Here is a 24,870-nt window from a genome sequence, read left to right on the forward strand (position 1 = left end):
TACCTTGGAGACAGACATGAAATCAGTCACTCACCCAATCGAGGAGAGGCACGTGCGGCACGGCGGTGCGGGCCGCCGCCTGTTGTCGGCGTATCGCACCGAGATTGCCATCGCGATCGCGATCATCGTGATCGAACTCGCGGTCGGCATGGTCGTGCCGGCCGCGCTGTCCGGCGGCAATATCTCCAACGTCACGCAGGCGGCGGCCCCGCTTGTCATCATGGCGTTTGGTGTGCTGCTGGTGATCATCACGGGTGGCATCGATCTGTCGGTCGGGTCGGTGTTCTCGCTGACGGGTATGGTCACCGGTCTTGCGATGGCGCACGGCTACGGCGCGATATTCAGTAGTTTCGCGGGTCTTTCAGTAGGTATCCTGATCGGTGCCATTAACGGTGCGCTCGTCACCTTCGTCGGACTCGCTCCATTCGTGGTGACGTTGAGCACCTACGCGATTGCGGGCAGCCTCTCGTTCATCGTCACAGATGGACACTCTCTGCCTATCTCCAATCCCGACTACTGGCTGCTGAATTCGGGAACGCTGGTTCCCGGCCTGCCGAACTATGCGCTGTGGTGCGTGCTGCTGCTCGTCGCGATCGAGTTCTCTTTGCGCAAGATCGTGGCAGGACGATGGCTGTATGCAATCGGCAGCAGCAGTTCGTCGGCGCGTGTGATCGGCATTCCGGTCAATCGGGTCCGGCTGTGCGCTTATCTGCTGTCGGGGTTGTTCGCTTCGTTCGCCAGCATCGTCAGCGTGTCATACATCAGCAACGCGGAAGCCACAGCCGGCTCGAGCCTGATGCTGCAGGCAATCGCGGCCGTGGTGATTGGCGGCGCGAGTCTGTTCGGTGGCACGGGTTCAGCGGTTGGCGCACTGCTCGGTGCGCTGATGATCACCATTATTCAGAACGGCGCGAATCTCATTGGCGTCAACAGTTTCTGGCAAGGCACTGTCACGGGTGTCGTGATTCTCATTGCGGTCCTGGTGGACCGCGTTACCAAAGCCCGGCGTTAAGCACGGGTTCGCTCAAGCTAGCAGTAAGGAGACAATGATGGACAAGCGCGCGTCAAAATCAGGAAGCGGGTTCTCGGGCCGGCCGTTTGCACAGGTGATCGCAGCGTCGGTACTGGCGCTCGCTGCGGCGCTTGCGTCGCAGATGTCGGTTGCGGCCGGCAAGCAGACAGTGGCGTATATCGCGCCCTCGCTCGATATTTCGTACTGGCAGTGGGTTGCGTATGGCGTGAAGCAACGGGCGCAGGAACTCGGCATGGACTACGTCGAATTTACTTCCGAGAATTCGCCGGCCAAGCAGATGGACAACGTTCGCACCGCGCTCACGCGTGGCGTCAGCGCAATCGTGATGGGGCCCGTCAGCTCGACCAGCACGCCGCCCGTGCTGCGACTACTGAAGGAGAAGTCGGTTCCGGTCGCGTTCGCGGGCATCGGGCCGCAGGCCGGTCAGACGGACTATACGTCGGCAGTGACCGCAAACAACTACGACACCGGTAAGGCCGAGGGTGCGTACGTCTGCAAACTGGCGAAAGAGCGCGGCAGCAACAAGGTCGCGATGCTGTCGTTGCCGCAGGACCGCGAGAACGCGCAGAAGTACATGAAGGGCGCACAGGAGTCGTTCAAGGCGGATGGATGCAACCTCGTGCAGGTCCTGGAGACGCACGGACTGACCGTCAACGAGGCGGTCCAGCAGGCGAACGACGTGCTCACGGCTCACCCGGACGTCAAGGCGATTTACGGCATGTACGACGAAGCCGCAACCGGCGCTGCAAAAGCTCTGCAGACGCGCGGCAGCGTGGGCAAGGTGGCGGTGGTCACGGCCGACGGCAGCCCGACGACGATCAAGTTGCTGCGCGACGGCACGATTCAGGGCATCTTCTTGCAGGAGGCCGTGGGGCAGGGCATCGACGCCACCACCCAGGTCTTCAATGCGCTGAATCATAAGCCGACCATGCAGGAACTCGCGCTCAAGGAACCGCTTGTCACTAAGGAGACCATCGATCAACCCGATGCACAAGCGACCGTCAAGCGCGTCTATCCGCCCTCAGCGGGTAAGTACTAGAAACCGGAGTTGATCTGGGGCGCGGCCGCTCGTTTGCTGCGAGCGGCGCGCACTCACCGAATTGAGCCTGTGAGGAGACACTGTGGACAATCTGCCTGTTATCGACCCGCATCATCACCTGTTCGACCTGAAAACCGGCAACTATCCGTGGCTGCAGGGACCGATGCTCAAACGCGTATTCGGCGACTACTCTGCGATCCGCAAAGACTATCTGATCGACGACTTTCTCGCGGACATCGAGAATCAGAATGTGGTCAAAACGGTTCACTTGCAGGTCGAATACGATCACAACAATCCGGTCGCTGAGACGAAGTGGCTGCAAGGCGTTGCGGACGTGCATGGTTATCCGCACGGCATCGTCGCTTTCGCTGACCTTGCCTCGGCGGACGTGCAAGCCGTGATCGAAGCGCACTGCGAGTACAAGAACGTGCGTGGCATCCGCCAGTGCCTGAATTTCCATCGTGATCCGGTGAAGACGTTTATCGACAGTCCGCATCTGATGAGCGATCCGCAATGGCGTCGCGGATATGCGTTGCTTAAGCGGTACGACCTGTCGTTCGACTTGCAGCTGTACTACACGCAGATGGAAGAGGCGCTCGCGCTGGCACGTGCCTTTCCGGACACACCGATGGTGCTGAATCACACTGGCATGCCGGTTGACCGTGCACCCGAAGAGATCGACGCGTGGAAAAAGAGCACGACCCTGCTGGCTTCGGCCGACAACGTGTTCTGCAAGATCTCGGGGCTAGGGATGGGCGACTGGAAGTGGACGGTTGATAGCATCCGCCCGTTCGTCCTGCACGCAATCGAAGCATTCGGCGTCGGCCGTTGCATGTTCGCGAGCAACTTTCCGGTCGACAAGCTGTTTAGCAGCTATGACGACGTTTTCAACGCGTTCAAGGAAATCACACGAGGGTTCTCGCCGCAGGAACGCGCCGCGCTGTTTCATGACAACGCGCAACGGGTGTACAGGCTGTGACATGAGCGGCCGCCTCAATCGCCTGGCCGGTCAGATACAGCAACGCGGCGTAGCGCTGGCAGAGCCTGCCCAGCACTACGCCGCGTCGAATGTCGAACTTACGACTTCTTTTGATCCTTCGAGGGCGCCTTTGCCACGGGAGCCGGCTTGCCTTGAGGCAGCGCATGCGCCGCCGGCATCGCGTGGTTCTGCGCCATTGCATTCGGATGACCTGGACCACCGGCGTGATCCATCGGTCCATGCGCCGCTATGGTGTGGTCTGGCAAGTGACCATCGTGATGCATCATGACCGTATGAAGCTCGTCTCTGCGATGGAAGACGTCTTGCCGGTGATCGCCATGCGCATAAAAATGCCGATGCCGCTTGCCGTCCGGTCCGACTACCCAGATATACGTGTTGCCGCCCACTATCACGACGTCGCTATCGACCACGGCCGAGATGTACACATCATTGGGCATCGGCTGATAAGCCTCTTCGACAATCACAGGTGGCGGCGGTGGCGGCGGCGGGGGGCTGAGTGCGCCCGCGAGTACTTCGTTCACCTTGTTCGGGTCGACCACGAGCTGGCCCTGCTCGTTAGTCGCACACCCCGCAAGAATGGTCGCGCAAGCGACCGATGCGAGGGACATTCTCAATGTTATTTTCAACTCTAATCCCGGTAATTGATTGTTATAAACAACTCGCTTTTTAACGGCTGCGCGTGCAGCGTTCTTGACGGTCGCCGGGACGATTCTTGCACCAGGTGTGTTACGGTCTGTTACGGTAAGGAATTCGACAGCAGCGTGAACCAGGCGTGGCTCTGTTATTCAACACATCGAAGCCGTAGGAGGTTCTGGCCACCCGCTATAGGGACGGGTTCCTGAATCATCAGGAATCCTCGGCATTATCCGGGGCCATGTGCAGAACTGGATGTGCCTGTCAGTCGCCCGACGTTTGATGAAACCCCGGATCGAACTGTTTGCCGACAAACGCGATATGCGCGAACATCGCCTGTTGCGCGGCATCGGGGTTGCGGTCTCGCACCGCGAGATAAATGGACTCGTGCTGGCCTAGCCGCAGGGTGGACTGAATCACGGCGTTCGAGTTATTGACGGTCGCGTCGAACGTGTTCGCAGCGATATGATCGCGCAGCATCGTGATGACGCTGGCGTAAAACTGGTCGAGCATCCGGTTGTGCGCGGCAGCCGTAAGTGCTGAATGAAACTCGCCGTCGACTACGGCTTCTGCATCCACGTCGTGAGCGACGACCGCATTGCGCATTTTCAGCAAGATCGCCTCGAGCTTGTCCAGCTCTTGCGGTGTCGAACGCTGCGCAGCGAAGCGCGCAGCCGCACATTCGAACACCAGGCGGAATTCGAGCGTTTCTGATCTGAGCGGCGGGTTTTCCGCCACCAGTTGCAGCCACGGCGCGCTCAGCCTTGCGGGCTGTCTCTGCACCACGTACACGCCGCTGCCGGGCTTCGTTTCGAGCATGCCTCTACTGACGAGCCGCTGGATCGCCTCGCGCACGGTTGAGCGCGACACGCCCATCAATTCCGCTAAGGTTCGCTCCGCAGGAAGCCGCGTCGAAGTGCCCCAACTGCCTTCGAGCACTTTTTCTTCTAGCTGTCGAACGGTCTTGTCGAGCGCGCTAGGCGAAAGACTGTGAAATGCCATTCCGGTGCTTCCAGAAAGTGGTCTGACCGATTTGCCTCGCCTCCTGATCGAAATCACTATGTGCCACAGCTAGAAGGCGGACGGCCGGTCTTGGCCGATGCTTACGAGCCCCACATTTCAAGAGGAAAACATGGCGGATTCTACCTCACTGGTCATCACGCTGCATGGAGACGATGACGTTGCGATCGCGCGTGGCGCAATCGCGGCCGGCACGGTACTGCAAGAACTGGGCGGCCTCGTCGTCGCTGACGACATCCCCGCTGCGCACAAAGTTGCCTTACGCGCGCTGAAAGCCGGCGATCCGGTGCGTCGCTATGGTCAGATCATCGGATTTGCGACGCAAGCCATCGAACCGGGCGCGCATGTTCACACACAAAATGTCTCGATGGGCGATTTCGCCCGCGACTACGCCTTCGGTACCAACGTCAAACCGGTGGCATCCGCACCGCAAGCGCTGACGTTCCAGGGCTTTCGTCGCGCTGACGGTCGCGTGGCCACGCGCAACTACATTGGCGTGGTCAGCACCGTCAACTGTTCCGCGACGGTGACCAAGCTGGTCACGCAGCATTTCTCGGCGCCTGGCGCGCTGGACGCGTGGCCGAATGTCGACGGCATCGTGCCGATCACCCACAGCTTCGGTTGCTGCATCGACCATAACGGCGAAGGCATCCAGCAGTTGCGCCGCACGATTGGCGGCTACGTGCGGCATCCGAACTTCGCCGGCGTGCTGGTCATCGGGCTGGGCTGCGAGGCGAACCAGATGGGCGCCATGTTCGTCGCCGAAGGCGTCGAGACGGGCGAGATGGTCGTACCGCTCGTCATTCAGGAGCAGGGCGGCACGCAGAAGACGGTCGATGCGGCGATTGCTGCCGTGAAAAAAATGCTGCCGGTGGCGAACCTTGCAGAGCGTGAGCCGCTGCCGGTGTCGCACCTGAATATCGCCTTGCAGTGCGGCGGCTCGGATGGCTATTCGGGCATTACGGCCAACCCGGCGCTGGGCGCTGCGGTTGATCTGCTGGTCCAGCACGGCGGCACCGCGATCCTCAGTGAGACGCCGGAAATCTACGGCGCCGAACACTTGCTTACACGCCGCGCTGTCACACCGGAAGTGGGGCAGAAGATCGTCGAGCGCATTCACTGGTGGGAAGGTTACGCGGAACGCGAGAAGGGCAGCATCGACAACAATCCGACCCCGGGCAACAAGGCCGGCGGCCTGACGACGATCCTCGAAAAATCGCTCGGCGCGGTGGCCAAGAGCGGCTCGACGCCGCTGGTGGACGTGTATCGCTATGCGGAGCCGGTGACCGCGAAGGGCCTCGTGTTCATGGATGCACCTGGCTACGACCCGATGGGCGCCACCGGACAGATCGCCAGCGGCGCGAATCTCGTGCTGTTCACGACTGGCCGCGGCTCGTGCTTCGGCGCCAAGCCTGCGCCTTCGATCAAGCTCGCCACCAACACGAAGATGTACACGCGCATGGAAGATGACATGGACATCAACTGCGGCGACATCATGGACGGCGGCGCCACGGTCGAACAAAAGGGCCGCGAGATTTTCGAAATGATCATCGACGTTGCATCGGGAGCCAGGAGCAAGAGCGAAGCGCTCGGCGTAGGCAACGAAGAATTCGTACCCTGGATGATCGGCGCGCAAATGTAAATGTAAAGAACCCCACGAGCGCGGCCCCAATGGCCGCGCTGATTAATAAAGAAAGGAGACTGGGTACATGGAAGTCTGGCATCAGAACTATTTGCCGTTCGATAGCATTGGCCTCTCCGCGCTCGCGGCGAGCGGGCCGATCATTCTGTTTTTCGTCTGTCTGGCGTTGCTCAGAGTGAAAGGGCATGTTGCCGCGGCGTTGACGCTGGCGCTCTCGCTGGTGATCGCGGTGGCGATCTTTCACATGCCTGTCGCGATGGCGCTCGCCTCGGCGTTCTATGGCTTTTTCTACGGCATGTGGCCGATCGCGTGGATTATCGTCGCGACGGTTTTCGTCTACAAGGTCGCGGTCCGCTCGGGACAGTTCGACATCATCCGCAGTTCGATTACGGGCCTCACTGACGACCGCCGCTTGCAGATGCTGCTGATCGGCTTTTCGTTCGGCGCGTTTCTCGAAGGCGCCGCGGGCTTCGGTGCGCCGGTGGCGATTACCGCCGCGCTGCTCGTCGGGCTCGGCTTCAATCCGCTTTACGCCGCGGGCTTATGCCTGATCGCCGACACCGCGCCGGTTGCCTTCGGTGCACTTGGGATTCCGGTGATCGTGGCGGGCCAGGTGTCGGGCCTCGATCCGTTTTCGGTGGGCGCCATGGCTGGCCGGCAGTTGCCGTTCATGTCGATCTTCCTGCCGTTCTGGCTCGTCTTCATCATGGACGGCAAGAAGGGACTGCGCGAGACATGGCCTGCTGCGCTGGTGGCGGGCGGCAGCTTCGCGCTGACGCAATATCTGACGTCGAACTTTCTTGGACCGGAACTGCCGGACGTCGCATCGTCGATTGTGAGTCTCGTCGCGCTCGGTGTGTTCCTGAAGATGTGGCAGCCCAAAATGGCCTTCGCGCCTTCAGTCAGCGGCGGCGGCACGGCTGCTTTCAGCGCGGGACCGGTTGGGATGGCGGGTGGCTTTGGTGGTGCGAAATCGCCGAGTCCTTATCCGATGAACACGATCGTGAGGGCCTGGTCGCCGTTCTTGTTCCTCACCGCGACGATTACGGTATGGGGTCTGGGTGGCTTCAAGGCGCTGTTCGGAGCCAAGGGCCTGCTGGCCCCAACGACGCTGTCGTTTCACATGCCTTTCATCGACAAGCTGATCATCCGGGGCGCGCCGGTGGTCGCGACACCGACGCCGCTCGACGTCGTGTTCAAGCTCGATCTGCTCGCAGCGACCGGCACCGGCATTTTCCTCGCGGCGCTGATTGCCATCGTGTTCCTGCGGATGCCCGCAAAAACGGCGCTCAGCACGTTTGCTGAAACGCTTCGGGAACTGCGTCGCCCGATCTTGTCGATCGGTCTCGTGCTCGCGTTTGCGTTCGTCGAAAACTATTCGGGCATGTCCGTGACGATGGCCTTGCTGCTCGCCAAGACGGGCGCGGCGTATCCGCTGTTCGCGCCGCTGCTCGGCTGGCTCGGCGTGTTCCTGACGGGCTCGGACACCTCGTCGAACGCGTTGTTTGCCGCGTTGCAGGCGACCACCGCGCATCAGATCGGCGTGTCGGACATTCTGCTGGTGGCCGCCAATTCCACCGGCGGCGTGGCGGGCAAGATGATTTCGCCCCAGTCGATCGCAGTCGCATGCGCAGCAGTCGGATTAATCGGACGAGAATCCGATCTGTTCCGCTTCACGCTGAAGCACAGCATTGGACTGGCCGTGATCGCCGGCATCATCACCTTCAGTCAAGCCTATTGGCTGACCGGAATGCTGGTGAAATAGGCGCTTTCAGTGCTCAGACGGCGGCCCGCAGCGGTTCAGATGCGGGCCGCCTGTTTCGAGCCGCCTGTTTCGAGCGGCGGGTAGCCGAAATTAGCGGTGAGTGGTGGCCGGTGCCTGATTGTGGGCGAGCGCCGCCTTTAGACGCGGCAACTCGAATCGCACGCCGCTGCCTGATTCGAGCGTCGCCGCCAGTTCCAGCAACGGCACGATGCGCCGCTGCTTCTTTTGCGCGTGATTCTGCGCGATATCGGCAATTCGATGCCGCAAAAATGGATTCATGAAGCGATCCCGCACCTCCACCAGATAAGCGAGCGCATCGTCGCGCTTGCCGAGTGCGTCGAACACCGGCTGCACTTCCTGGGTCCACACTGCTTCCAGTTCGGCGCGCAACGTGGGATCGTTCATCGCCTGATAGACCGTCTCATCCGGCCTGCGCGCATCGCGCAACCAGCACTCGGCAAGAAACGTGTGTCCGAGGTTCAGCAAGAACAGTTTGAGTCGTTCGAAATGCGCTAGGTTATCGGTCAGCACGATCGAAGGATGCGTGCATGGCATCGTCAGGCGCGGATGTCGTTCTATCGCCCATAGCGCGTACGGCTCGGCGACTGCGCCGACCGGTTTGATCGACTCGGAGACGATCCGGTCCACCAGAGAATTGGCCCACACGCAATGATCAGTCAGATAGCGCACGAATTCATCGGGCAAGCGCTGTTGCGACGCGAGTCCCGCCACGATTGCCCGCAGCACCTCGCCATTCTTCTCGATCAATTCGCACGGAAACAAGGACAGCGGTGCATCGGGCTGGGCTTGCCAGCGCGCGTATAGCAGTGAGAGCAGCTTGGCGGGAAAACTGTGCGGCACGCAGACGGGGTCGGCGGGATCGCTGAGTTTGTCGCGCTCGTCGAGCAGATAGCCGCGATCTCCCGTATTCGACACGATGATCTGTACGGGGCCGCAAACGGCCTCGCGAACTCGCGCCCAATCGGTGCGTGCCTGTACGGCCTGGCGGATGGCGCGGCCGGTGAGTGCTTCGTCGATCACTTCACCCGCACGCAGTCCGCGTATCCGCACCGGATACCCGCTGCCGTTTGCGAGGGCGGCGATACGCTCGGCGTTATCCGCGCTTTCGGTGGTCTGCACGACGGCAATGCCACCCAGTGCTTCGCCCGACTCGAGCGCCTGCGAGACGAACAGATCGACATGCGCCTGCAGGAAGCGGCTCGTGCCGAATTGAAGGATCGGCTGTGTTAAGGGTCCGGAGGGTGAGGAAGGCCTGCTTGACGCCGCTTGCGACACACCCATGCTCAACACTCCACGATTGCTTTGACGACACCGCCCGACGGATCGAGCAGCGACGCGAAGCGCTCCGGCACATCGGCGAGCGCGAGACGGTGCGTGTTGAGCGCGCGATCCGGAATGAGTCCGGCGCGCATTGCCTTGACGACCGTGTCGAAGTCCTCGGCGGTCGCATTGCGGCTGCCCAGCAGCGTTGCTTCGCGCTTATGGAACTCGGGATCGGCAAAGCTGATGGTATTCGGCACGATCGACACCAATACGTACTTGCCGCCGTGTGCGATGAACTCGAAGCCGCGCTCCATGGCTTTCGGGTTGCCGGTTGCATCGAATACGACGTCGAAGAAGTCGCCATCCGTGAGTGCCGAAAGCTGCGCCTTGTCGTTCTCGCCGATCTGGACGGCCGCGTCCACGCCGAGCTGCTTCACACAAAAGTCGAGCCGGTCGGCGCGCGTGTCGAGCACCGTCACGTTGGCACCGCGCAGCTTCGAAAAGGTCAGCGCCGCCATGCCGATCGGCCCCGCGCCGACCACCAGCACACGTTCGCCTTCTTTCACGTCGCCGCGCCTGACCGCATGCGCGCCGATGGCGAGGAATTCGACCATTGCCGCCTGATCGAGCGTAATGCCTTCGGCCTTGTGGACGAACTGCGCGGGTACGCTCAGATATTCGGTGAACGCACCGTCGCGATGAACGCCCAGCACCTGGATGTTCATGCAGCAATTGGTCTTGCCGCGGCGGCACGCAATGCATTTACCGCACGACAGATAGGGCATCACGTAGACCGGATCGCCGGCGGCGAGGCCGCTGTCGGCCGGCGCTTCCTCGACGATGCCGGACAACTCGTGGCCCATCACCCGCGGATACGCGAGATACGGCTGATTGCCCGTGAAAATATGCAAGTCTGTCCCGCACACGCCGACCCGCTTCACGCGCAGCAGCACTTCGTTTTTCTCGGGGACGGGGCGGCTTCGTTCATGAGCGCGCAGCGTGCCGGGGGTCTCGCATATCACCGTGAGCATAACAATCCTTGGTTCGGCGCCGCGGTGAGCGGCGGGTGAATCTGTTCAATCACAGGCGACCCCGGCGGCTTGCATCAAGCGTGTGCAACCAGGGCCGCCGCATCCATCAATACAACACGTTCTTTGCTTCGGGCTTGTCGACGTTGTCCTTCGTGACCATCACCACGCCCGTGTCGAGCGACTTGGGCACCGGCTTTTTCTCGATCAGGCTGACCACCGTTTTGACGCCGAGCTCACCCATCTGATACGAGCCTTGCACCGCAGTGGCGGAAAGCGTGCCGTCCTTGACGAAGCCCTGAATATCTTCGTTGCCGTCAAAGCCGATTGCCACCACCTTGCCGGCCTTGCCCGATTGCTCCAGCGCGCGGCCCATACCTACAGCGGTCGGCTCATTCGCGCCGAAGATGCCCTTGAGGTCCGGGTTGGAGGTCAGCGTGTCGGTGGTCTGATTCAGTGCGGTCGCCATTTGCGAGTTCGAATAGAACGGGCCGACAACCTGCAACTGCGAATGCGCCTTCAGATACTCACGGAAGCCGCCCACGCGGCCCACTTCCGAACCCGCGCCTGCCACGTAAGACATGACGGCAATCTTGCCGGTCGTCCCGACCCGCGCGATCAATGCCTGCGCGCACAGTTCGCCGGCCTTCTTGTTATCCGTGGAGAGGAACGACTGGTAGTACTGCTTGCCCGAGTCGCTGAGCGCGGAGTCGATGATCACGACCGGAATATGGGCTTCCCATGCCTTCTTGACGGCAGGCACGAGCGCGTCCGGATCCGACGGCGCGAGGACGATGCCGGCCACCTTGCGGTTCACGGCGTTCTCGACCATGTTCACTTCGTCGGCAATAGCCGTTTCCGCGGCGGGACCCTGGAAGGTCATTGTGTAACCCTTGAGGTCGCCCATCGCCGAGTTCGCGCCTTTCTGGACATTCTGCCAGTAGTTCGAGCTCGAGGTTTTCACGATCACGGCGATTTCACCGCCGGCGGCATGGGCGAGGCCGGTTGTCAGCGCGAGGGCGGCAGCAACGAGGCTCAGTTGGAACGTGCGCATGTCTCTACTCCTATGGTGGTTTTGTTGTCGTACATGGACTTCTCGCCGCTGCAGACGGTGTTGACCCGAAGCGTCGATGGATGTCACCGGCGATTGCGAAGCTGGTCGATCCAGACAGTGCCCAGAATGACCAGGCCGATGATGATTTGCTGAATGAAGCTCGATACTCCATTCATGTTCAGGCCATTGCGCAGGATTCCGATCACGAACGCGCCGATTGCCGTGCCCGAGATCGTGCCAACGCCGCCCATCAGCGACGTGCCGCCGATCACCGCGCTGGCGATCGCGTCGAGTTCGTACATCACGCCTTCATTCGGCTGCGCCGTCAGCAAACGCGACATCAATACGCAGCCGGTGACCCCTGCGAGCGCGCCGGACAGCACGTACGTGAACATCGTCACGCGCGCCACGTTGACACCCGACAGACGCGCGGCTTCCGCATTCGAGCCGACCGCGTAGATGTGGCGGCCAAGCGTGGTGCGGCTCAGCATGATCGACACCGCCACGGCGATCACGATCATCAGCAGCACGGGATAGGGAATGCCGGGGAACGTCACGTTCGGAAAGCCGTCCGCGCCGATGGTCTCGATCCGGAACAGCGAGCCGTTGCCGAGCACGCCGAATGCTTCCCCGAGTCCAGAGACGGGGCGCGCACCGGTGATCTGCAGCGCGAGACCTCGCGCGACGAGCATCATGCCGAGCGTGGCGATAAACGGCGGCAGGCGCATGCGCGTGACGCACAAGCCGTTGACGGCACCGCACAGGCCACCGACGACGATGCCGAGCAGCATGCCGATCGTCACCGGCACGCCGGCCTTGACCGCCAGCGCCGCGACCACGCCGGACAGCGCGAGCACCGAGCCGACCGACAGGTCGATGCCGCCCGTGATGATCACGCAGGTCGCGGCGACGCCGAGGTACGCGATCGAGGTGACTTGCAGCGCGACGGTCATCGCGTTGTCGACGGTATGGAAGGCGTCGCTCGTAAACGAGAACACCACGATCATCACGATCAGGCTGCCGAACGCGGCAAACTTCTGGATCAGGTCCTTGCGCCGTTCGTTGACGAGCGAAGGCGCGGGGCGCACGACGGTGCTCATTGTGCGGCTCCCGGTGTGCCTGACGAGATGGCTGAAGTCGTGGACATACCTGATGTCCCCACGCGGCCCGAGGCGTAATGCATGATTTCTTCCTGACTGGTTTGACGGGTTTCGAGGACGGTGACGAGCTCGCCCTCGTGGAACACGGCGACGCGGTCGGTCATGCCGAGAATCTCCGGCAATTCCGAACTGATCATCACCACGCCGATGCCTTGCGCGGCGAGCTGGTCGAGCAGCTCATAGATGGCGAACTTGGCGCCGACGTCGATGCCGCGCGTGGGTTCGTCGAAGAACAGCACGCGCGAGTCGCGGAACAGCCATTTGCTGATCACGACCTTCTGCTGATTGCCGCCCGAAAGGTTGCGGGCAATCTGCTTCACATTTGGCGTGCGGATACCCAGTGTGTCGATATAACGCTTCGCAACCGCCGTTTCGTCCGCGAAACGGATGAAGCCGAAGCGGTTCGACACCGCGTCCATATGCGCGAGCGTGATGTTGCTCGACACCGGCATATTGAGCGCGAGCCCGTGTGCCTTGCGGTCTTCGGACAGATACGCGATGCCGTGTTTGATCGCATCGATGGGCGAGTGGATCGACAATGTCTCGTTGCCGAGCGACACCGTGCCGCCATCGAGCGGATCGGCGCCGAAAATGGCGCGCGCCACTTCGGTGCGGCCCGCGCCCATCAAGCCTGCGAAGCCGAGAATCTCGCCACGCCGCAACTCGAAGCTGACTGGACCGAATACGCCGGTGCGGGTCAGTTGTTCGACCGACAGCAGTACGTCGTCAGTCGGAACTGAAGTGCGGACCGGAAACTTTTCTTCGAGCGAACGGCCCACCATGCGTGCGACGACCTGATCGATGGTGGTGTCGCGGAACACGTCGGTCGAGACATAGCGGCCGTCACGCATTACCGTGACGCGATCGACGATGGCCGTCATTTCATCGAGCCGATGCGAGATATAGATGATGCCGACACCCTCGCGCTTCAGCTCCAGAATGATCTTGAAGAGCGCGCTGGTCTCGGACTCCGTGAGTGACGAGGTCGGCTCGTCCATGATCAGCACTTCGGCGTCGAGCGAGAGTGCCTTGGCGATCTCCACCATCTGACGCTGTGCAACGGAGAGCGTGCGAACTAGCGTGCCCGGCTCGATGTCGACGCCAAGGCGGTCGAGGCAGCGCTGTGCGTCGGCGCGCAGACGGGCGCGATCGACAAAAAAACCGCGACGCGGCTCACGTGCAAGGAAGATGTTCTCCGCGACCGACAGATGCGGCACCAGGTTCAGTTCCTGGTGAATGATCGCGATGCCTACCGCTTGCGCTTCCAGCGACGAAGCGAAGTGGCGCTCGCTGCCCTTGTAGATGATCGAGCCGTCGTCAGGACGGTACTGGCCGCTGATGATTTTCATCAGCGTCGACTTGCCCGCGCCGTTTTCACCGCAGACCGCGTGGACTTCGCCGCGTCTCAGGTCGAAGCTGACGCCGTCGAGCGCGAGCACGCCGGGAAAGCGCTTCGTCACATTGGCAAGACGCAGAAGCTCGGCTGAGGTGTCCGGCGTAGCGGCACCGCGCCGTGCGTGGGCGATGACGTCTGCGTCGACGTCACTCGCGGGCCGGGACGCCGACCGCTCGTTCTGGACGGCTTCGGAGTCCGTTCGTGCCGAAATGGGCGGGCACGCGGCGGGCTGGCTTGAGGATTCCAGCAAGTCTGTCTCCAATGTGTGACGCCGCTGTCGCGCGGCGTCGTTCCGTTCATGGCGGATCCGACCTGTCGCCGTCTTTCCGTGAGGTCTGAATGGACGGGCAGGGTGTGCATCGATCTTAGGAAAGCCAGCAGGATTGGTCAAGCCAATTGACTGCGTTTTTGGATCGATGGCCGTATGCTAGCTTCGTCAGACGGATAGGGTAAATCGGGTATTCCCTTGTATTGGCTTGAAAATAGGTCGTTGCGATACCATCCGATGGGGCCATCACCTATAATTTTGTTCCAGGCATTCCCACTAAGTGGCCCGACCAATTCAGGCGAGCGCGGCCAGCGGGAGTGCGCCTGGCGCACCTGCGGAAAACTTCTGGAGATCGAATTTGACAGGCATGCAAATGAAGCAGCCCGAGACGCGGCGCCTTTACCAGCAGACTGCCGACCGGATTCGCGAACTGATTCAGGCGGGCGGATTTGCGCAGGGAACGCGCTTGCCGCCGGAGCGCGATCTGGCGCAGCAGCTTGGCGTCTCGCGACCGTCGCTGCGGGAGGCGTTGATTGCGCTGGAGATTGCCGGCTCGGTTGAAATTCGCCAGGGGTCCGGCGTGTATGTGTTGCGCGCGCCGGAGCGTTCATCCGCGGGGATTGCCGCGATGGGCGAGAGCCCGTCTGAGTTGATGCAGGCGCGCGCGGTGCTGGAGGGATCGGTGATCGTGCTGGCGGCGGCGCAGATTACGCCGCAAGGTCTGGCTCAGTTGCGCGAGACGCTGGATGCGATGCGTGCGCAGGTCAAGGCGGGGCGCTCGGCGCTCGACCATGACCGGGCGTTTCATCTGTGCATTGCGGAGATGAGTGGCAACTCCGTGCTGGTAAGGATGGTGGCGGAACTGTTCGATGAACGGCATAGCCCGATTTCGTCACGGTTGAGCGGGCGCGCGGAAACGGGGCAGACATGGGTGACTGCGCTGGGAGAGCATGAAGCGATTTATCGAGCGTTGGAGGAGCGCGATCCGTTGGCCGCGCAGTCGGCAATACGGAGCCATTTGATGGCTTCGGAGGCGCGATGGATTGAAGTTGGGTGACTGTTCTTGTTGTTTGCCTACGGCGTTGGCGGGTTTTTGCTTTGCTTTTTGGTTTATTAGTGTTTTGGTTGTTTGGCTGTGGCGTTGGGCTTTACTTTTATTCTTGGTGGTCTGTTAGTTCGCGCCTATGTCTGCTTGCCTACGGCGTTGGCCTTTCCTTGCATTCTTAGTGGTCTGTTAGGTTCGCGCCTATGTCTGTTTGCCTACGGCGTTGGCCTCTCCTTGCATTCTTAGTGGTCTATTAGCTTCGCCCCTGTGCGGGGCGGCACTCACTTTCTTTGCCGCCGCAAAGAAAGTAAGCAAAGAAAGCGGGCTCACACCGCCAGCCAGTAGGTGTCCATCTCTGTCGTATACCGGAAACGGCCCAACACGAGACGCGCCCTCGCGCAGTTGCCTTCGTGACACAGCACTCATCCGCTCCAGCGTCCGCTACGCGTTCGCCGTCGGGCACAACTCCTTCTGCAAAACCTGGTGGGCCACCGCATCTTGCGGAGTCGCAGGCGTAGGCCCCTACAGCTTTCGCATGCTGGACCACGTGTCCCGCATCCGCTTTCCTGTGCAGACCAGTCCGCGACGCACGCAATGCGGAGTGGGGTGGATGAGCGCCTTGTCACCGGCGATGGTTGTGCGAGGGACGATCTCGTCTCGGACCCATGCCGCGTGAGCGGTGAAAGCGACACCTACTGGCTGGCGGTTGGAAGCCCGCTTTCTTTGCTTACTTTCTTTGCGGCGGCAAAGAAAGTGAGTGCTGCCCCGCACAGGGGCGAGGCTAATAGACCACTAAGAATACAAGGAAAGGCCAACGCCGTAGGCAAACAACCAAACAGCGCCACAGGCAAACAACCAAAGCGCCGCAGGCAAACAGCAAAGGACCAACCCCAATAAACCAAAAGCAAACCCCGACCCCGTAGGGCCCCAGTGCATTAAAAAGAATATTTTTGAATGCCAATTGACAGTTCCGGTCAACCAAACCCTCACTTTTAACGTTACTCGAACTCCACATAGTGGAATTACAGCCCATTCGGCCAGAATTCCATATAAAGCTATAAGACCAAGTAGTGCTCGCAGCGCTCGCAATGCAGTACCTCAGGACCTATGCCTCGCCGTTATAACGACCGTTTTCACAATATTGCTGAAATCAAGCTCGCCAACCTCAAGGTTCCTCAGCTAATAAGCAACCCCGCATCCAGGCTCTTCCAGCGCCGCAATCTCTCCCCGCTTCTCACGGCGGGGATCGCCGTCGTGCTGCTCTGGGTGCTGCAACGTCTCTCCCGAACCGTCGACTACCATTCGGTCATCCGTCATCTGCGGCATCTGAGCGCCGCCGAATGGTCCGCCGCACTGGCCGCGACCGCGCTCAGCTATGCCGCGCTCGTCGCACGCGATGCCGTAGGCCTGCGTCATATCGCGGCGAAAGTGCCCCGTTCGTTGATCGGCGTGGGCGGCGCGGTCGGGTCGGCACTCGGCAACGCGGCAGGCTTCGGCGCATTGACTGGAGGTGCGGTACGTTGTCGCGTCTACGGCGCGGCCGGCGTGACGCCCGTGCAGGTCGGCCGCCTCACGGTCTTCACTAGCGTGTCGCTTGCGTTGGCACTCGTGCTGATGACGGCGCTCGGTATGGTATGCAGCGCCGGACCGCTTTCGGCGATGCTCGGCGTGGCGCCTGCGACCGTGCGCATCGGCGGCGCGACGACGCTGGTGGCGTTGGCCGCGCTCGTCGCTTGCTGCGGGAGGCAAACGAGGTCGCTGCAAACCCGCTGGCGCTGGCTCTCGTTCGACGTGCCGGCACGGCGCGATTTCGTCGAGCAGATGGCGCTCGCCGTGGTTGATGTCGTCGGCGCCGGGCTCGCATTGTGGGCGCTCTTGCCGCATCCGCAGATCGGCTTTGCGAGCTTCATCACCGTCTATGCCGCGGCGCTGCTGCTCGGCATGATCGGGCATACGCCCGGCGGCGTCGGCGTGTTCGAGGCCGCGATGATGTTCGCGCTCGGCAGCGACGTGAAAGCGCCGGACATGCTCGCGGCACTCTTCGCCTATCGCGTCATCTATTTCGGCTTGCCGCTGGCGCTTTCCGCGGGCGTGCTGGCCGGCTTCGAGGGGCGCACATTGCGCAGCCGGCTGCCGCTGCGGCATGTGGCCGGAGTCTCGAAGCTTGCACCGCTGTTTCTGAGCCTCGTGACCTTCATGGTGGGCTCGATGCTGGTGGTGTCGAGCGCGACGCCTGCGTTTGCGCATCGCATCGCGCTGCTGCGCAACGTGGTTCCGCTCTGGCTGCTCGAAAGCTCGCAGATGCTATGCAGCATCCTCGGCGTGCTACTGCTGTTCGTCGCGCGTGGCTTGTTGCGACGGCTCGACGCGGCGTGGTGGCTCACCCTGGCGCTGGCGGCGGCAAGTCTGGCGTTGTCGGTGGTCAAGGGGCTGGCCTTCATCGAAGCCGGCGTACTCGGCGTGCTGATCGTGTTGCTGCTCGTCACGCGCCATCGTTTCAATCGCCGTTCGGCACTCTTTGCCGCGCGTCTGAACGCGGGCTGGCTTGTTTCGGTGGCGATGGTGCTGATGTTCGCCGTCTGGGTGATGCTGTTTGCGTTTCGCAACGTGCCGTATAGCAACGATCTCTGGTGGCAATTTGCGTTTAACGAGCACGCACCGCGGGCCTTGCGCGCCACCCTCGCGGCGAGCCTCTTTGCGGCCAGCTTTGCATTCTGGCAACTGCTGCGTCCCGCGGCTGGGCGCTTCGTGAAGCCCACTCAGCAGGATCTGCTGGATGCCGCGCGCATCGTGCGTGCGCAAACACGCAGCGACGCGGGCCTTGCGATGATGGGCGACAAGAGTTTTCTGTTCTCGGCCTCGCGTGAAGCCTTTCTGATGTACGCCAAATACGGCCGCACCTGGGCCGCCTTGCACGACCCCGTTGGACCGCGCAGCGAATGGCCCGGGCTGATTCGCACGTTCATTGAACTCGCGCATACGCACGGCGGCCGCGCGGCGTTTTATCAGGTGCGTGCCGATGCGTTGCCGCTCTATCTGGACGCCGGCCTCACGTTGATGAAGCTGGGCGAAGAGGCTCACGTCGCGCTCGACAAATTCGATCTGAGCGGAGCGCGCCGTGCGCATCTGCGTTACGCATTGAAGCGAGGTGAGCGCGACGGCTGTGAAGTCGAACTCATCGAGCCCGCCGATGTGCCCGCGCACCTCGATACGCTGCGGCAGATTTCGGACGGCTGGCTGGGCGGCCGCGTCGGGCGCGAAAAGGGCTTTTCAGTCGCGGCCTTCCACGACGACTACCTCGCCGCGCAGTCGGTGATGCTGGTGCGCCAGGCAGGCATGCCCGTGGCGTTCACCACGTTCATGACGACCGACCTGAACACAGAAGCGACGGTCGGCGTGATGCGTCACCTGCCGCAGGCATCGCCGTATGCAATGGACTATCTGTTCACGCAACTTGCCCTGCGTCTCAAGGAAGCCGGGTTTCGCTCGTTGAGCCTCGGCATCGCGCCGTTTTCCGGCATGCAGCCTACACCGCTCGCGTCCATGCCGCATCGCGTCGCAGCGATGGTGTGGCGCTTCGGTGGCCGTTTCTACAATTTTCGCGGGCTGCGTGCTTTCAAGGGCAAATTTCAGCCCCATTGGGAGCCGCGCTATCTCGCCACGTCAGGTGCTGTTGGCGTGTTCCTGACGCTCGCTGACCTTTCGCTGCTGGCAGGAGGCCGGCGTTCATGAGACTTCATTCTGGATTCAAGGCTGTGCGGGGCCTCGCCGCCATCGCCGGATTGTGTGCGTGCGCCATGGCCCATGCAGACGGCTCCACGGTTTCTGGCGGCCGCTATGGCGACGTGAGCGTGGCGCGTCCGTCCGGTCCGCTACGGGGTTTTGTGGTGCTGTTTTCATCGGGTAATGGCTGGACGGCGTCCGATCAGCAGGCGGCCCAGGCGCTTGCCCACGATGGCGCGTTGACAATCGGCGTCGATACCGGCCGCTATGCAGCGAATCTCGCGGCCAAAGCGGAAACCTGTCATCAACTGGTAAGCGATGCAGAAGCGCTTAGCCACCAACTGGAGCGTGAGCTCGGCTCGAGCCGTTATTACGCACCCATCCTGGCGGGCAGCGGGCAGGGCGCCACGCTCGCAATGCACGTGCTTGCGCAGGCGCCGGCGAATACGGTTGCCGGCGCGGTATCCGTCGACCCGCAAGCCGTCCTCGATGCGCGCTTCAAACTTTGCCCGCCGGATCCCACCGTGAGTCGCGGAAAAGGCTTGCCCGGCTTCATGGTGGCCGGCGTGACAAGCACGGCGGAAGCAGGGGCAACGGCGCAGGCCGAACACTCGGCGAATCGCGAGTTCACGGCTTCGACGGCCCCGCATGCGGTGCAGGCTCCACTTGCGCCGCTGCCGGCCACGGCACCGCGAAGGTTTGCCGCTGATGCCCCGCTCGCCGAGCAACTCAGCACACTCATTGGCCCGCATTTGCTACCGCTTGCGGTGGACAAGCAGGACGTCTCCGATCTGCCGCTGATCGAATTACCTGCCGCGCATCCGGGGCGCCTGCTGGCAATCGTCATCTCCGGTGACGGTGGCTGGCGCGATCTCGACAAGACGATTGCCGAATCGCTGCAAAAGGACGGTGTTTCGGTCGTGGGCTGGGATAGCCTGCGCTATTTCTGGAGCGAGAAAACGCCTGAGCAGACGAGCCAGGATCTGGCGCGCGTGATGCAAAGCTACGCGGCACGCTGGCACACGGATCAGGTTGCGTTGATCGGCTATTCGTTCGGTGCCGACGTCATGCCGTTTGCCTATAACCGCTTGCCCGTCGCGTTGCGTGAAAAGGTGTCGCTGGTTTCGCTGCTGGGTTTTGCACCTGCTGCCGACTTTCAGGTCCGCGTGACAGGCTGGCTCGGCATGCCCGCCAGCGAAAACGCATTGCAGGCGAAGCCGGAGTTGCAGCGCATATCTCCGGGTATCGTCCAGTGTTTTTATGGCGAGCACGAGACCGACACGTTGTGTCCAGCACTCGCGGGAACGGGCGTCGAAGTCATTCGCACGCCGGGCGAACATCACTTCGACCGCGACTACGACGCGCTGGAAAAGCGCATCCTGTCGGCGTGGAAGAAGCAGATCGCGGCGCACGGTTGATGCTGGGCGCGGCTTTGTTCAGTCGCGCCGGCGACGCTGCATCAGATTGTCCCGAACAGCGCGCGCGGACGGTCCTTGAGTGTGCCCGTCAACAGGCGTAGCGCGCTCACCAGCTGATCGCGGCTCGTCGCACATGCGAGGTTGATGCGCACACCGTGCTCGATCTCGGAGCGGTCCACCGCAAACGCGGACGACGGCATCACTACCACGCCGCGCGCCTTTGCATTGGCGGCGAAATCGTCGGCTCGCCAAGGCGGCGGCAACTTGAGCCACACAAACATACAGGCCGGATCGGTCTGCAACAATTCTTGCGGCAACAGCTCGCGCGCGAGACTCTGGCGGGCGCGGATTTCGGCGAGCTGTGCGTCCATGATGTGACGCGCGGTGCCGTCCTCGATCCAGATCGAAGCAATCAGCATCGACATCGGCGCGGGCATCCACGCCGTGGTGCGTACGGCTTCCGCACACAGCGCCGAGCTGTCCGGTGGACTCAGCAGATAGCCGAGCCGCAGTCCCGGCGCGAGAATCTTCGACGTCGCGGCGATATGGAAGGTCAATTCCGGGCACAAGCTCGCGATGGTGGGCAGGCGCTGCGACACCAGCGGTCCGTAGACGTCATCTTCGATGATCGCCACGCCGTGCCGACGCGCGATATCGACGAGAGCCATCCGGCGTTCGAGGCTCATGGTGGTGACGGTCGGGTTCTGCAGATTCGGCACCGTGAAAATGGCCTTCACCGGCATCCGCTTGCACACGCGTTCTACTTCGTCGGTCAGCAGCCCGTCGCGGTCACTCGGAATCCCGACAATCTCGAACTGAAACACCGGCGCGAGCGCCTTCAGGCCGTAGTAGGTGAGCTGATCGGCGAGGATCACCCCGTCTGTGCCGATCAGGCTGTTCAGAATGGCATACAGACCGTGCTGCGCGCCGCTTGTCACCACCACATGATCGACCGCCGGCTCGAACCCCGGCGCGGCCATCCAGCGGGCACCCGCGGCGCGCGCCCACAACGGCCCTTGCGGCGGTTGATATTCCTGCAGTTGAGCGTAGCGCGGGTCGCGCGGCAAATCCGCCAGCGTGCGCGCGAGACAGTTCAGGAACTCGGCGGTCGCCGGCCGGTTGACGGTCAGATCGATTGGCGCATTGCTCGTCGTCTGCGCGGGTTCCACGCTCGGCATCGCGCCGCCCGTCACCAGCGAGCCGCGCCGCTTGCTGCCTATCACCAGTCCCCGTAGCTGCAATTCCTTGTAGGCGCGCGACACGGTCGACACGTTAATGCCCAGCTCTGTCGCCAGTTGTCGCTGGGGCGGCAGCCGGCTGCCCGGCGGATACACGCCGCTACGAATCTCATTCTCGATCGAACTCGACACCTCGACGTAGGTGGAGCGCTTCGCCTGAGCCGGCGCGCCATTGGTGACGCGCGTTGCGTCTTTGCCAGAAGCCATAAGAACCGGTGTCTCCATACAAAACTGGCTTTGTCCGCAATTGTGCGGAGGTGTGGCGATTCTATACCAGAGTTGCCGGACTGCAAGCCCTGCTGACAGTACAGGCAGACCCCGCGAGGGCCGGCAAGGACCGCACCCGGGAGCATCCAGGGAAAATGCCAGGGCCACACAATGTGCGTTTTAATTGCACACAAAAAAATATTGTGTGATTCTAGGTATCAGAGTTTGTCTGGTGATGGGTACCTTGACGTTGTCCGACACCAGCAGGCTGTGTCGAGAAATCTGTTCGCAGGAGTGTTCCGATGAGCTTTCCACAATCCCCCGAATCGGGTGCCGCGCCGCAACTCGGCGGCGCCCTTCGCCAGCGGCATGTGACGATGATCGCGCTCGGCGGCATCATAGGTGCCGGTCTCTTTGTCGGCAGTAGCGCGACCCTGGGTACGGTCGGGCCCGCCGCCTGCATTTCGTATCTCGTGGCCGGAGTTGTCGTGCTGATGGTGATGCGTATGCTCGGCGAAATGGCATTGGCGGTGCCGGGCGTCGGCTCGTTCACCGAATATGCACGCATTGGTCTGGGCAACTGGGCCGGCTTCACGAGCGGCTGGCTTTACTGGTACTTCTGGGTGATCGTGGTCGCCGTGGAAGCGGTGGCGGGCGCGGCCATCCTGCAGCGCTGGATTCCCGCCCCGGTGTGGATGATCGGCCTCGTGCTGCTGTCGATCATGACGTTGATCAACCTGATGTCCGTCAAATCGTATGGCGAATTCGAGTTCTGGTTTGCGTCGATCAAGGTCGCGGCGATCATCGTGTTCATCGCAATCGGCGCGGCGTATGTGTTCGGCTTCGGCCATACCGGCAGTGCGCTCGCGAATCTGACCGGCCATCGCGGTTTCATGCCGTTCGGCGCGATGTCAATTTTTGCGGCGGTGCCGACGGTGATCTTCGCGGTCGGCGGCGCGGAGATCGCAACGATCGCTGCCGCCGAATCGGACGATCCGGCCAAAAGCGTCGCCGCCATGACGCGCTCGGTCATCCTGCGGGTGATCACGTTTTACGTCGGCTCCATGTTCCTGATTGCGTGCATCGTGCCGTGGAGCAGTATCGTCACAGGGCACTCGCCGTTCGTCGCGGCACTCGAAACCATGCGTATTCCCGGGGCTGCCGACATCATGAACGCGATCGTGCTGGTCGCCGTGCTGTCCGCGCTGAATTCGGGCCTCTATGTGTCGTCGCGGATTCTGTTTCGCCTCGCTGAGCGGGGCGACGCGCCGAAGTCGTTGCTGAAGCTGACGCCGCACAAAGTGCCGCGCCTCGCGGTGCTGTTGAGCAGCGTGGTCGGCTACGTGGCGATCGTTGCGGCCATCGTGTCGCCGCAGGGCGTGTTCCTGTTCCTCGTCAATGCATCCGGTGCGGTCATGCTGTTCGTCTATCTTGCGACCGCGCTCGCGCAAATCCGCATTCGCCACCGCATTGAAGCGAGCGCGCCCGAACGTCTGACACTGAAAATGTGGCTGTTTCCTTGGCTTTCTTATGCGGTGGTGGCGGCGATTGTCGGAGTGCTCGCGGCAATGGGCGCTGATCCGTCGTTGCGGCCGCAACTGATGGCAAGTCTCGCGAGTCTCGCCGTCGCATCCGCAGCGTATCTGTTGACGGCGAAGCGTCAGCACAGCGGCGCGACTGCCACGGGATATCGCACGCCGCTGGGCAAGCATGCAATGGAAGGGCGCAAGTGATGTCGGAGATCGCTATCGTCGGAGCGGGTTTTATCGGCCTTGCGAGCGCGGCGTCGCTGATGCGCGACGGTCATCGCGTCACGCTGTTCGATCCGTCCGGCGTCGGGCAGGGCGCGTCGTTCGGCAATGCCGGTACGTTCGCGCACTACGCGTGCATTCCCGTGAACAACCCGTCGGTGTTCCGCGATCTGCCGCGCTTCCTGTTGTCCAATCACAGCCCTTTCCGCTTGCGATGGGGCTACCTGCCGCAACTCGCGCCGTGGCTTGCGCGTTTCATGATGAGTTCGCTGCCGCGCCGTTACGAAGCCAGCGCCGCTGCACTCGCGGTCTTGCTTGGACGGGCGCAGGAGGGCTATGCGCCGCTGCTGGCGAATGCTGAACTGGCGCGCTTCGTCAGATCCCGTGAGTGTCTCTATCTGTATTCCAACGCGGCTTCTTTCGATGCCGCGCGTCCCGCACTCGATCTGCGCCGGAAGCTAGGCGTCGCTTTCGACGTGCTGACGGGGACGCAGATCCGTTCGCTGGAGCCGTCGCTTGCGCCGATCTTCGAGCGCGGTGTGCTGTTCAGCGACAGCTGGCATTTCTCCGATCCACAGGGATTCTTGCAGACGCTTTACGAGCAGCTCGCGGCGCAAGGCTTGACGCTGAAGCGTTCAAGCGTCAGCGCGGTGCAAGCTAGCGCGGATGGAGCGAGCGTGATCGTCGATGGTGTGGCAAGCCGTTTCAGTCACGTGGTGATTGCCACGGGCGCGCGTTCCGCTCAATTCGCGAAGCAGTGCGGCGACGCCGTGCCGCTCGACACCGAGCGCGGCTATCACGTGCGTTATCCCGGCGCGCAGCAACTGATTTCACGGCCCGTCGGCTGGGCTGAACGCGGTTTTTACATGACACCCATGAGCGACGGCATTCGCGTCGCCGGCACGGTCGAACTGGCGGGTTTCAACGAGACGAGAAACCGCTCGTTGATCGACCTGCTGACATTTTCATCGAAGCGCGCGTTACCCGCGCTCGATGCGCCGGATAGCAGCTGGCTCGGATTTCGTCCGACCCTACCCGATGGCGTGCCGGTGCTCGGCCGATCGAGCGCAAGCGAACGCGTGATCTACGCGTTCGGCCATCAGCATCTTGGGTTGACGTTGGCAGGCATTAGCGGACGCGTCGTCGCGGACCTGGTTGCACGCCGT

Annotated in this window: 18 protein-coding genes; 10 read left to right on the top strand and 8 right to left on the bottom strand. The window is 62.1% G+C overall.

Annotated features, from left to right (window positions below):
- The first annotated feature begins 16 nt into the window (after positions 1-16).
- The 3 genes from VGH41_RS08720 (at position 17) to VGH41_RS08730 (ending at position 3,051) form a co-directional block, all read left to right on the top strand.
- Positions 17-1,012 (top strand): ABC transporter permease, encoded by a 996-nt coding sequence (locus VGH41_RS08720; protein ID WP_331596978.1) that lies wholly within the window; start codon positions 17-19, stop codon positions 1,010-1,012.
- Positions 1,013-1,046: 34 nt separating this feature from the next.
- Complete coding sequence (locus VGH41_RS08725; protein ID WP_331596979.1) at positions 1,047-2,072, top strand: substrate-binding domain-containing protein; 1,026 nt, start codon at positions 1,047-1,049, stop codon at positions 2,070-2,072.
- Positions 2,073-2,163: 91 nt separating this feature from the next.
- Positions 2,164-3,051, top strand: a complete 888-nt coding sequence (locus VGH41_RS08730; RefSeq protein WP_331596995.1) for an amidohydrolase — start codon at positions 2,164-2,166, stop codon at positions 3,049-3,051.
- A gap of 98 nt (positions 3,052-3,149) precedes the next feature.
- On the opposite strand, the gene VGH41_RS08735 is transcribed toward VGH41_RS08730, so the two are convergent.
- Together VGH41_RS08735 and VGH41_RS08740 are read right to left on the bottom strand one after the other, a co-directional pair.
- Entirely contained in the window at positions 3,150-3,680 is a 531-nt protein-coding gene (locus tag VGH41_RS08735) for a hypothetical protein (RefSeq protein ID WP_331596980.1), read from the bottom strand.
- A gap of 289 nt (positions 3,681-3,969) precedes the next feature.
- The gene (locus tag VGH41_RS08740; RefSeq protein WP_331596981.1) at positions 3,970-4,707 is read right to left on the bottom strand and encodes a FadR/GntR family transcriptional regulator; all 738 of its coding nucleotides are present in this window, start codon (positions 4,705-4,707) and stop codon (positions 3,970-3,972) included.
- 130 nt (positions 4,708-4,837) lie between these two features.
- Between VGH41_RS08740 and VGH41_RS08745 the strand changes: the two genes are divergently transcribed.
- A complete protein-coding gene (locus VGH41_RS08745) occupies positions 4,838-6,367 on the top strand; it encodes an altronate dehydratase family protein (RefSeq protein ID WP_331596983.1) in 1,530 nt (509 codons plus the stop codon).
- A 67-nt stretch (positions 6,368-6,434) separates the two neighbouring features.
- Positions 6,435-8,132: a lactate permease LctP family transporter gene (locus VGH41_RS08750; RefSeq protein WP_331596984.1), complete on the top strand. Its 1,698-nt coding sequence runs from the start codon at positions 6,435-6,437 to the stop codon at positions 8,130-8,132.
- A 90-nt stretch (positions 8,133-8,222) separates the two neighbouring features.
- Here the strand turns inward: VGH41_RS08750 and VGH41_RS08755 are convergent, their stop codons facing one another.
- The 5 genes from VGH41_RS08755 to VGH41_RS08775 form a co-directional block, all read right to left on the bottom strand.
- Positions 8,223-9,434 carry a mannitol dehydrogenase family protein gene (locus VGH41_RS08755; protein WP_331596985.1) on the bottom strand — a complete coding sequence of 404 codons (1,212 nt, stop codon included), beginning with the start codon at positions 9,432-9,434 and terminating at the stop codon, positions 8,223-8,225.
- Positions 9,435-9,436: 2 nt separating this feature from the next.
- Positions 9,437-10,447, bottom strand: a complete 1,011-nt coding sequence (locus VGH41_RS08760; protein WP_331596986.1) for a zinc-binding alcohol dehydrogenase family protein — start codon at positions 10,445-10,447, stop codon at positions 9,437-9,439.
- 106 nt (positions 10,448-10,553) lie between these two features.
- Positions 10,554-11,498, bottom strand: a complete 945-nt coding sequence (locus VGH41_RS08765) for an ABC transporter substrate-binding protein (protein ID WP_331596987.1) — start codon at positions 11,496-11,498, stop codon at positions 10,554-10,556.
- A gap of 83 nt (positions 11,499-11,581) precedes the next feature.
- Positions 11,582-12,598, bottom strand: coding sequence for an ABC transporter permease (locus VGH41_RS08770; RefSeq protein WP_331596988.1), 1,017 nt, complete (start codon positions 12,596-12,598; stop codon positions 11,582-11,584).
- On the bottom strand, positions 12,595-14,184 hold the full coding sequence (locus tag VGH41_RS08775; protein WP_331596996.1) for a sugar ABC transporter ATP-binding protein: 1,590 nt from the start codon (positions 14,182-14,184) through the stop codon (positions 12,595-12,597). The genes VGH41_RS08770 and VGH41_RS08775 overlap by 4 nt, the downstream gene beginning before the upstream one ends.
- Positions 14,185-14,695: 511 nt before the next feature.
- On the opposite strand from VGH41_RS08775, the gene VGH41_RS08780 reads away from it, so the two are divergent.
- From VGH41_RS08780 to VGH41_RS08790, 3 genes are all read left to right on the top strand, one after another.
- The gene (locus VGH41_RS08780; protein WP_414696626.1) at positions 14,696-15,379 is read left to right on the top strand and encodes a FadR/GntR family transcriptional regulator; all 684 of its coding nucleotides are present in this window, start codon (positions 14,696-14,698) and stop codon (positions 15,377-15,379) included.
- Positions 15,380-16,474: 1,095 nt separating this feature from the next.
- Positions 16,475-19,099, top strand: a complete 2,625-nt coding sequence (gene mprF, locus VGH41_RS08785; protein ID WP_331596989.1) for a bifunctional lysylphosphatidylglycerol flippase/synthetase MprF — start codon at positions 16,475-16,477, stop codon at positions 19,097-19,099.
- Entirely contained in the window at positions 19,096-20,508 is a 1,413-nt protein-coding gene (locus VGH41_RS08790; RefSeq protein WP_331596990.1) for an AcvB/VirJ family lysyl-phosphatidylglycerol hydrolase, read from the top strand. The genes mprF and VGH41_RS08790 overlap by 4 nt, the downstream gene beginning before the upstream one ends.
- A 41-nt stretch (positions 20,509-20,549) precedes the next feature.
- Here the strand turns inward: VGH41_RS08790 and VGH41_RS08795 are convergent, their stop codons facing one another.
- Positions 20,550-21,953, bottom strand: a complete 1,404-nt coding sequence (locus VGH41_RS08795; protein WP_331596991.1) for a PLP-dependent aminotransferase family protein — start codon at positions 21,951-21,953, stop codon at positions 20,550-20,552.
- Between the two features lie 302 nt (positions 21,954-22,255).
- On the opposite strand from VGH41_RS08795, the gene VGH41_RS08800 reads away from it, so the two are divergent.
- Together VGH41_RS08800 and VGH41_RS08805 are read left to right on the top strand one after the other, a co-directional pair.
- Positions 22,256-23,686: an amino acid permease gene (locus tag VGH41_RS08800; RefSeq protein WP_331596992.1), complete on the top strand. Its 1,431-nt coding sequence runs from the start codon at positions 22,256-22,258 to the stop codon at positions 23,684-23,686.
- Positions 23,686-24,870 (top strand): FAD-dependent oxidoreductase (locus VGH41_RS08805; RefSeq protein ID WP_331596993.1); only part of this gene is annotated, 1,185 nt, incomplete at its 3' end. The genes VGH41_RS08800 and VGH41_RS08805, both read left to right, overlap by 1 nt.

The sequence above is a fragment of the Paraburkholderia sp. genome (assembly GCF_036488795.1).
Classification (GTDB): Bacteria; Pseudomonadota; Gammaproteobacteria; order Burkholderiales; family Burkholderiaceae; genus Paraburkholderia.

Excerpts from the sequence above, each read along its gene's own strand:
- VGH41_RS08720 (WP_331596978.1), top strand. The coding sequence starts at position 17 with ATGAAATCAGTCACTCACCCAATCGAGGAGAGGCACGTGCGGCACGGC.
- VGH41_RS08725 (WP_331596979.1), top strand. The coding sequence starts at position 1,047 with ATGATGGACAAGCGCGCGTCAAAATCAGGAAGCGGGTTCTCGGGCCGG.
- VGH41_RS08735 (WP_331596980.1), bottom strand. The coding sequence starts at position 3,680 with ATGTCCCTCGCATCGGTCGCTTGCGCGACCATTCTTGCGGGGTGTGCG.
- VGH41_RS08740 (WP_331596981.1), bottom strand. The coding sequence starts at position 4,707 with ATGGCATTTCACAGTCTTTCGCCTAGCGCGCTCGACAAGACCGTTCGA.
- VGH41_RS08745 (WP_331596983.1), top strand. The coding sequence starts at position 4,838 with ATGGCGGATTCTACCTCACTGGTCATCACGCTGCATGGAGACGATGAC.
- VGH41_RS08750 (WP_331596984.1), top strand. The coding sequence starts at position 6,435 with ATGGAAGTCTGGCATCAGAACTATTTGCCGTTCGATAGCATTGGCCTC.
- VGH41_RS08755 (WP_331596985.1), bottom strand. The coding sequence starts at position 9,434 with ATGGGTGTGTCGCAAGCGGCGTCAAGCAGGCCTTCCTCACCCTCCGGA.
- VGH41_RS08760 (WP_331596986.1), bottom strand. The coding sequence starts at position 10,447 with ATGCTCACGGTGATATGCGAGACCCCCGGCACGCTGCGCGCTCATGAA.
- VGH41_RS08765 (WP_331596987.1), bottom strand. The coding sequence starts at position 11,498 with ATGCGCACGTTCCAACTGAGCCTCGTTGCTGCCGCCCTCGCGCTGACA.
- VGH41_RS08770 (WP_331596988.1), bottom strand. The coding sequence starts at position 12,598 with ATGAGCACCGTCGTGCGCCCCGCGCCTTCGCTCGTCAACGAACGGCGC.
- VGH41_RS08780 (WP_414696626.1), top strand. The coding sequence starts at position 14,696 with ATGAAGCAGCCCGAGACGCGGCGCCTTTACCAGCAGACTGCCGACCGG.
- mprF (WP_331596989.1), top strand. The coding sequence starts at position 16,475 with ATGCCTCGCCGTTATAACGACCGTTTTCACAATATTGCTGAAATCAAG.
- VGH41_RS08790 (WP_331596990.1), top strand. The coding sequence starts at position 19,096 with ATGAGACTTCATTCTGGATTCAAGGCTGTGCGGGGCCTCGCCGCCATC.
- VGH41_RS08795 (WP_331596991.1), bottom strand. The coding sequence starts at position 21,953 with ATGGCTTCTGGCAAAGACGCAACGCGCGTCACCAATGGCGCGCCGGCT.
- VGH41_RS08800 (WP_331596992.1), top strand. The coding sequence starts at position 22,256 with ATGAGCTTTCCACAATCCCCCGAATCGGGTGCCGCGCCGCAACTCGGC.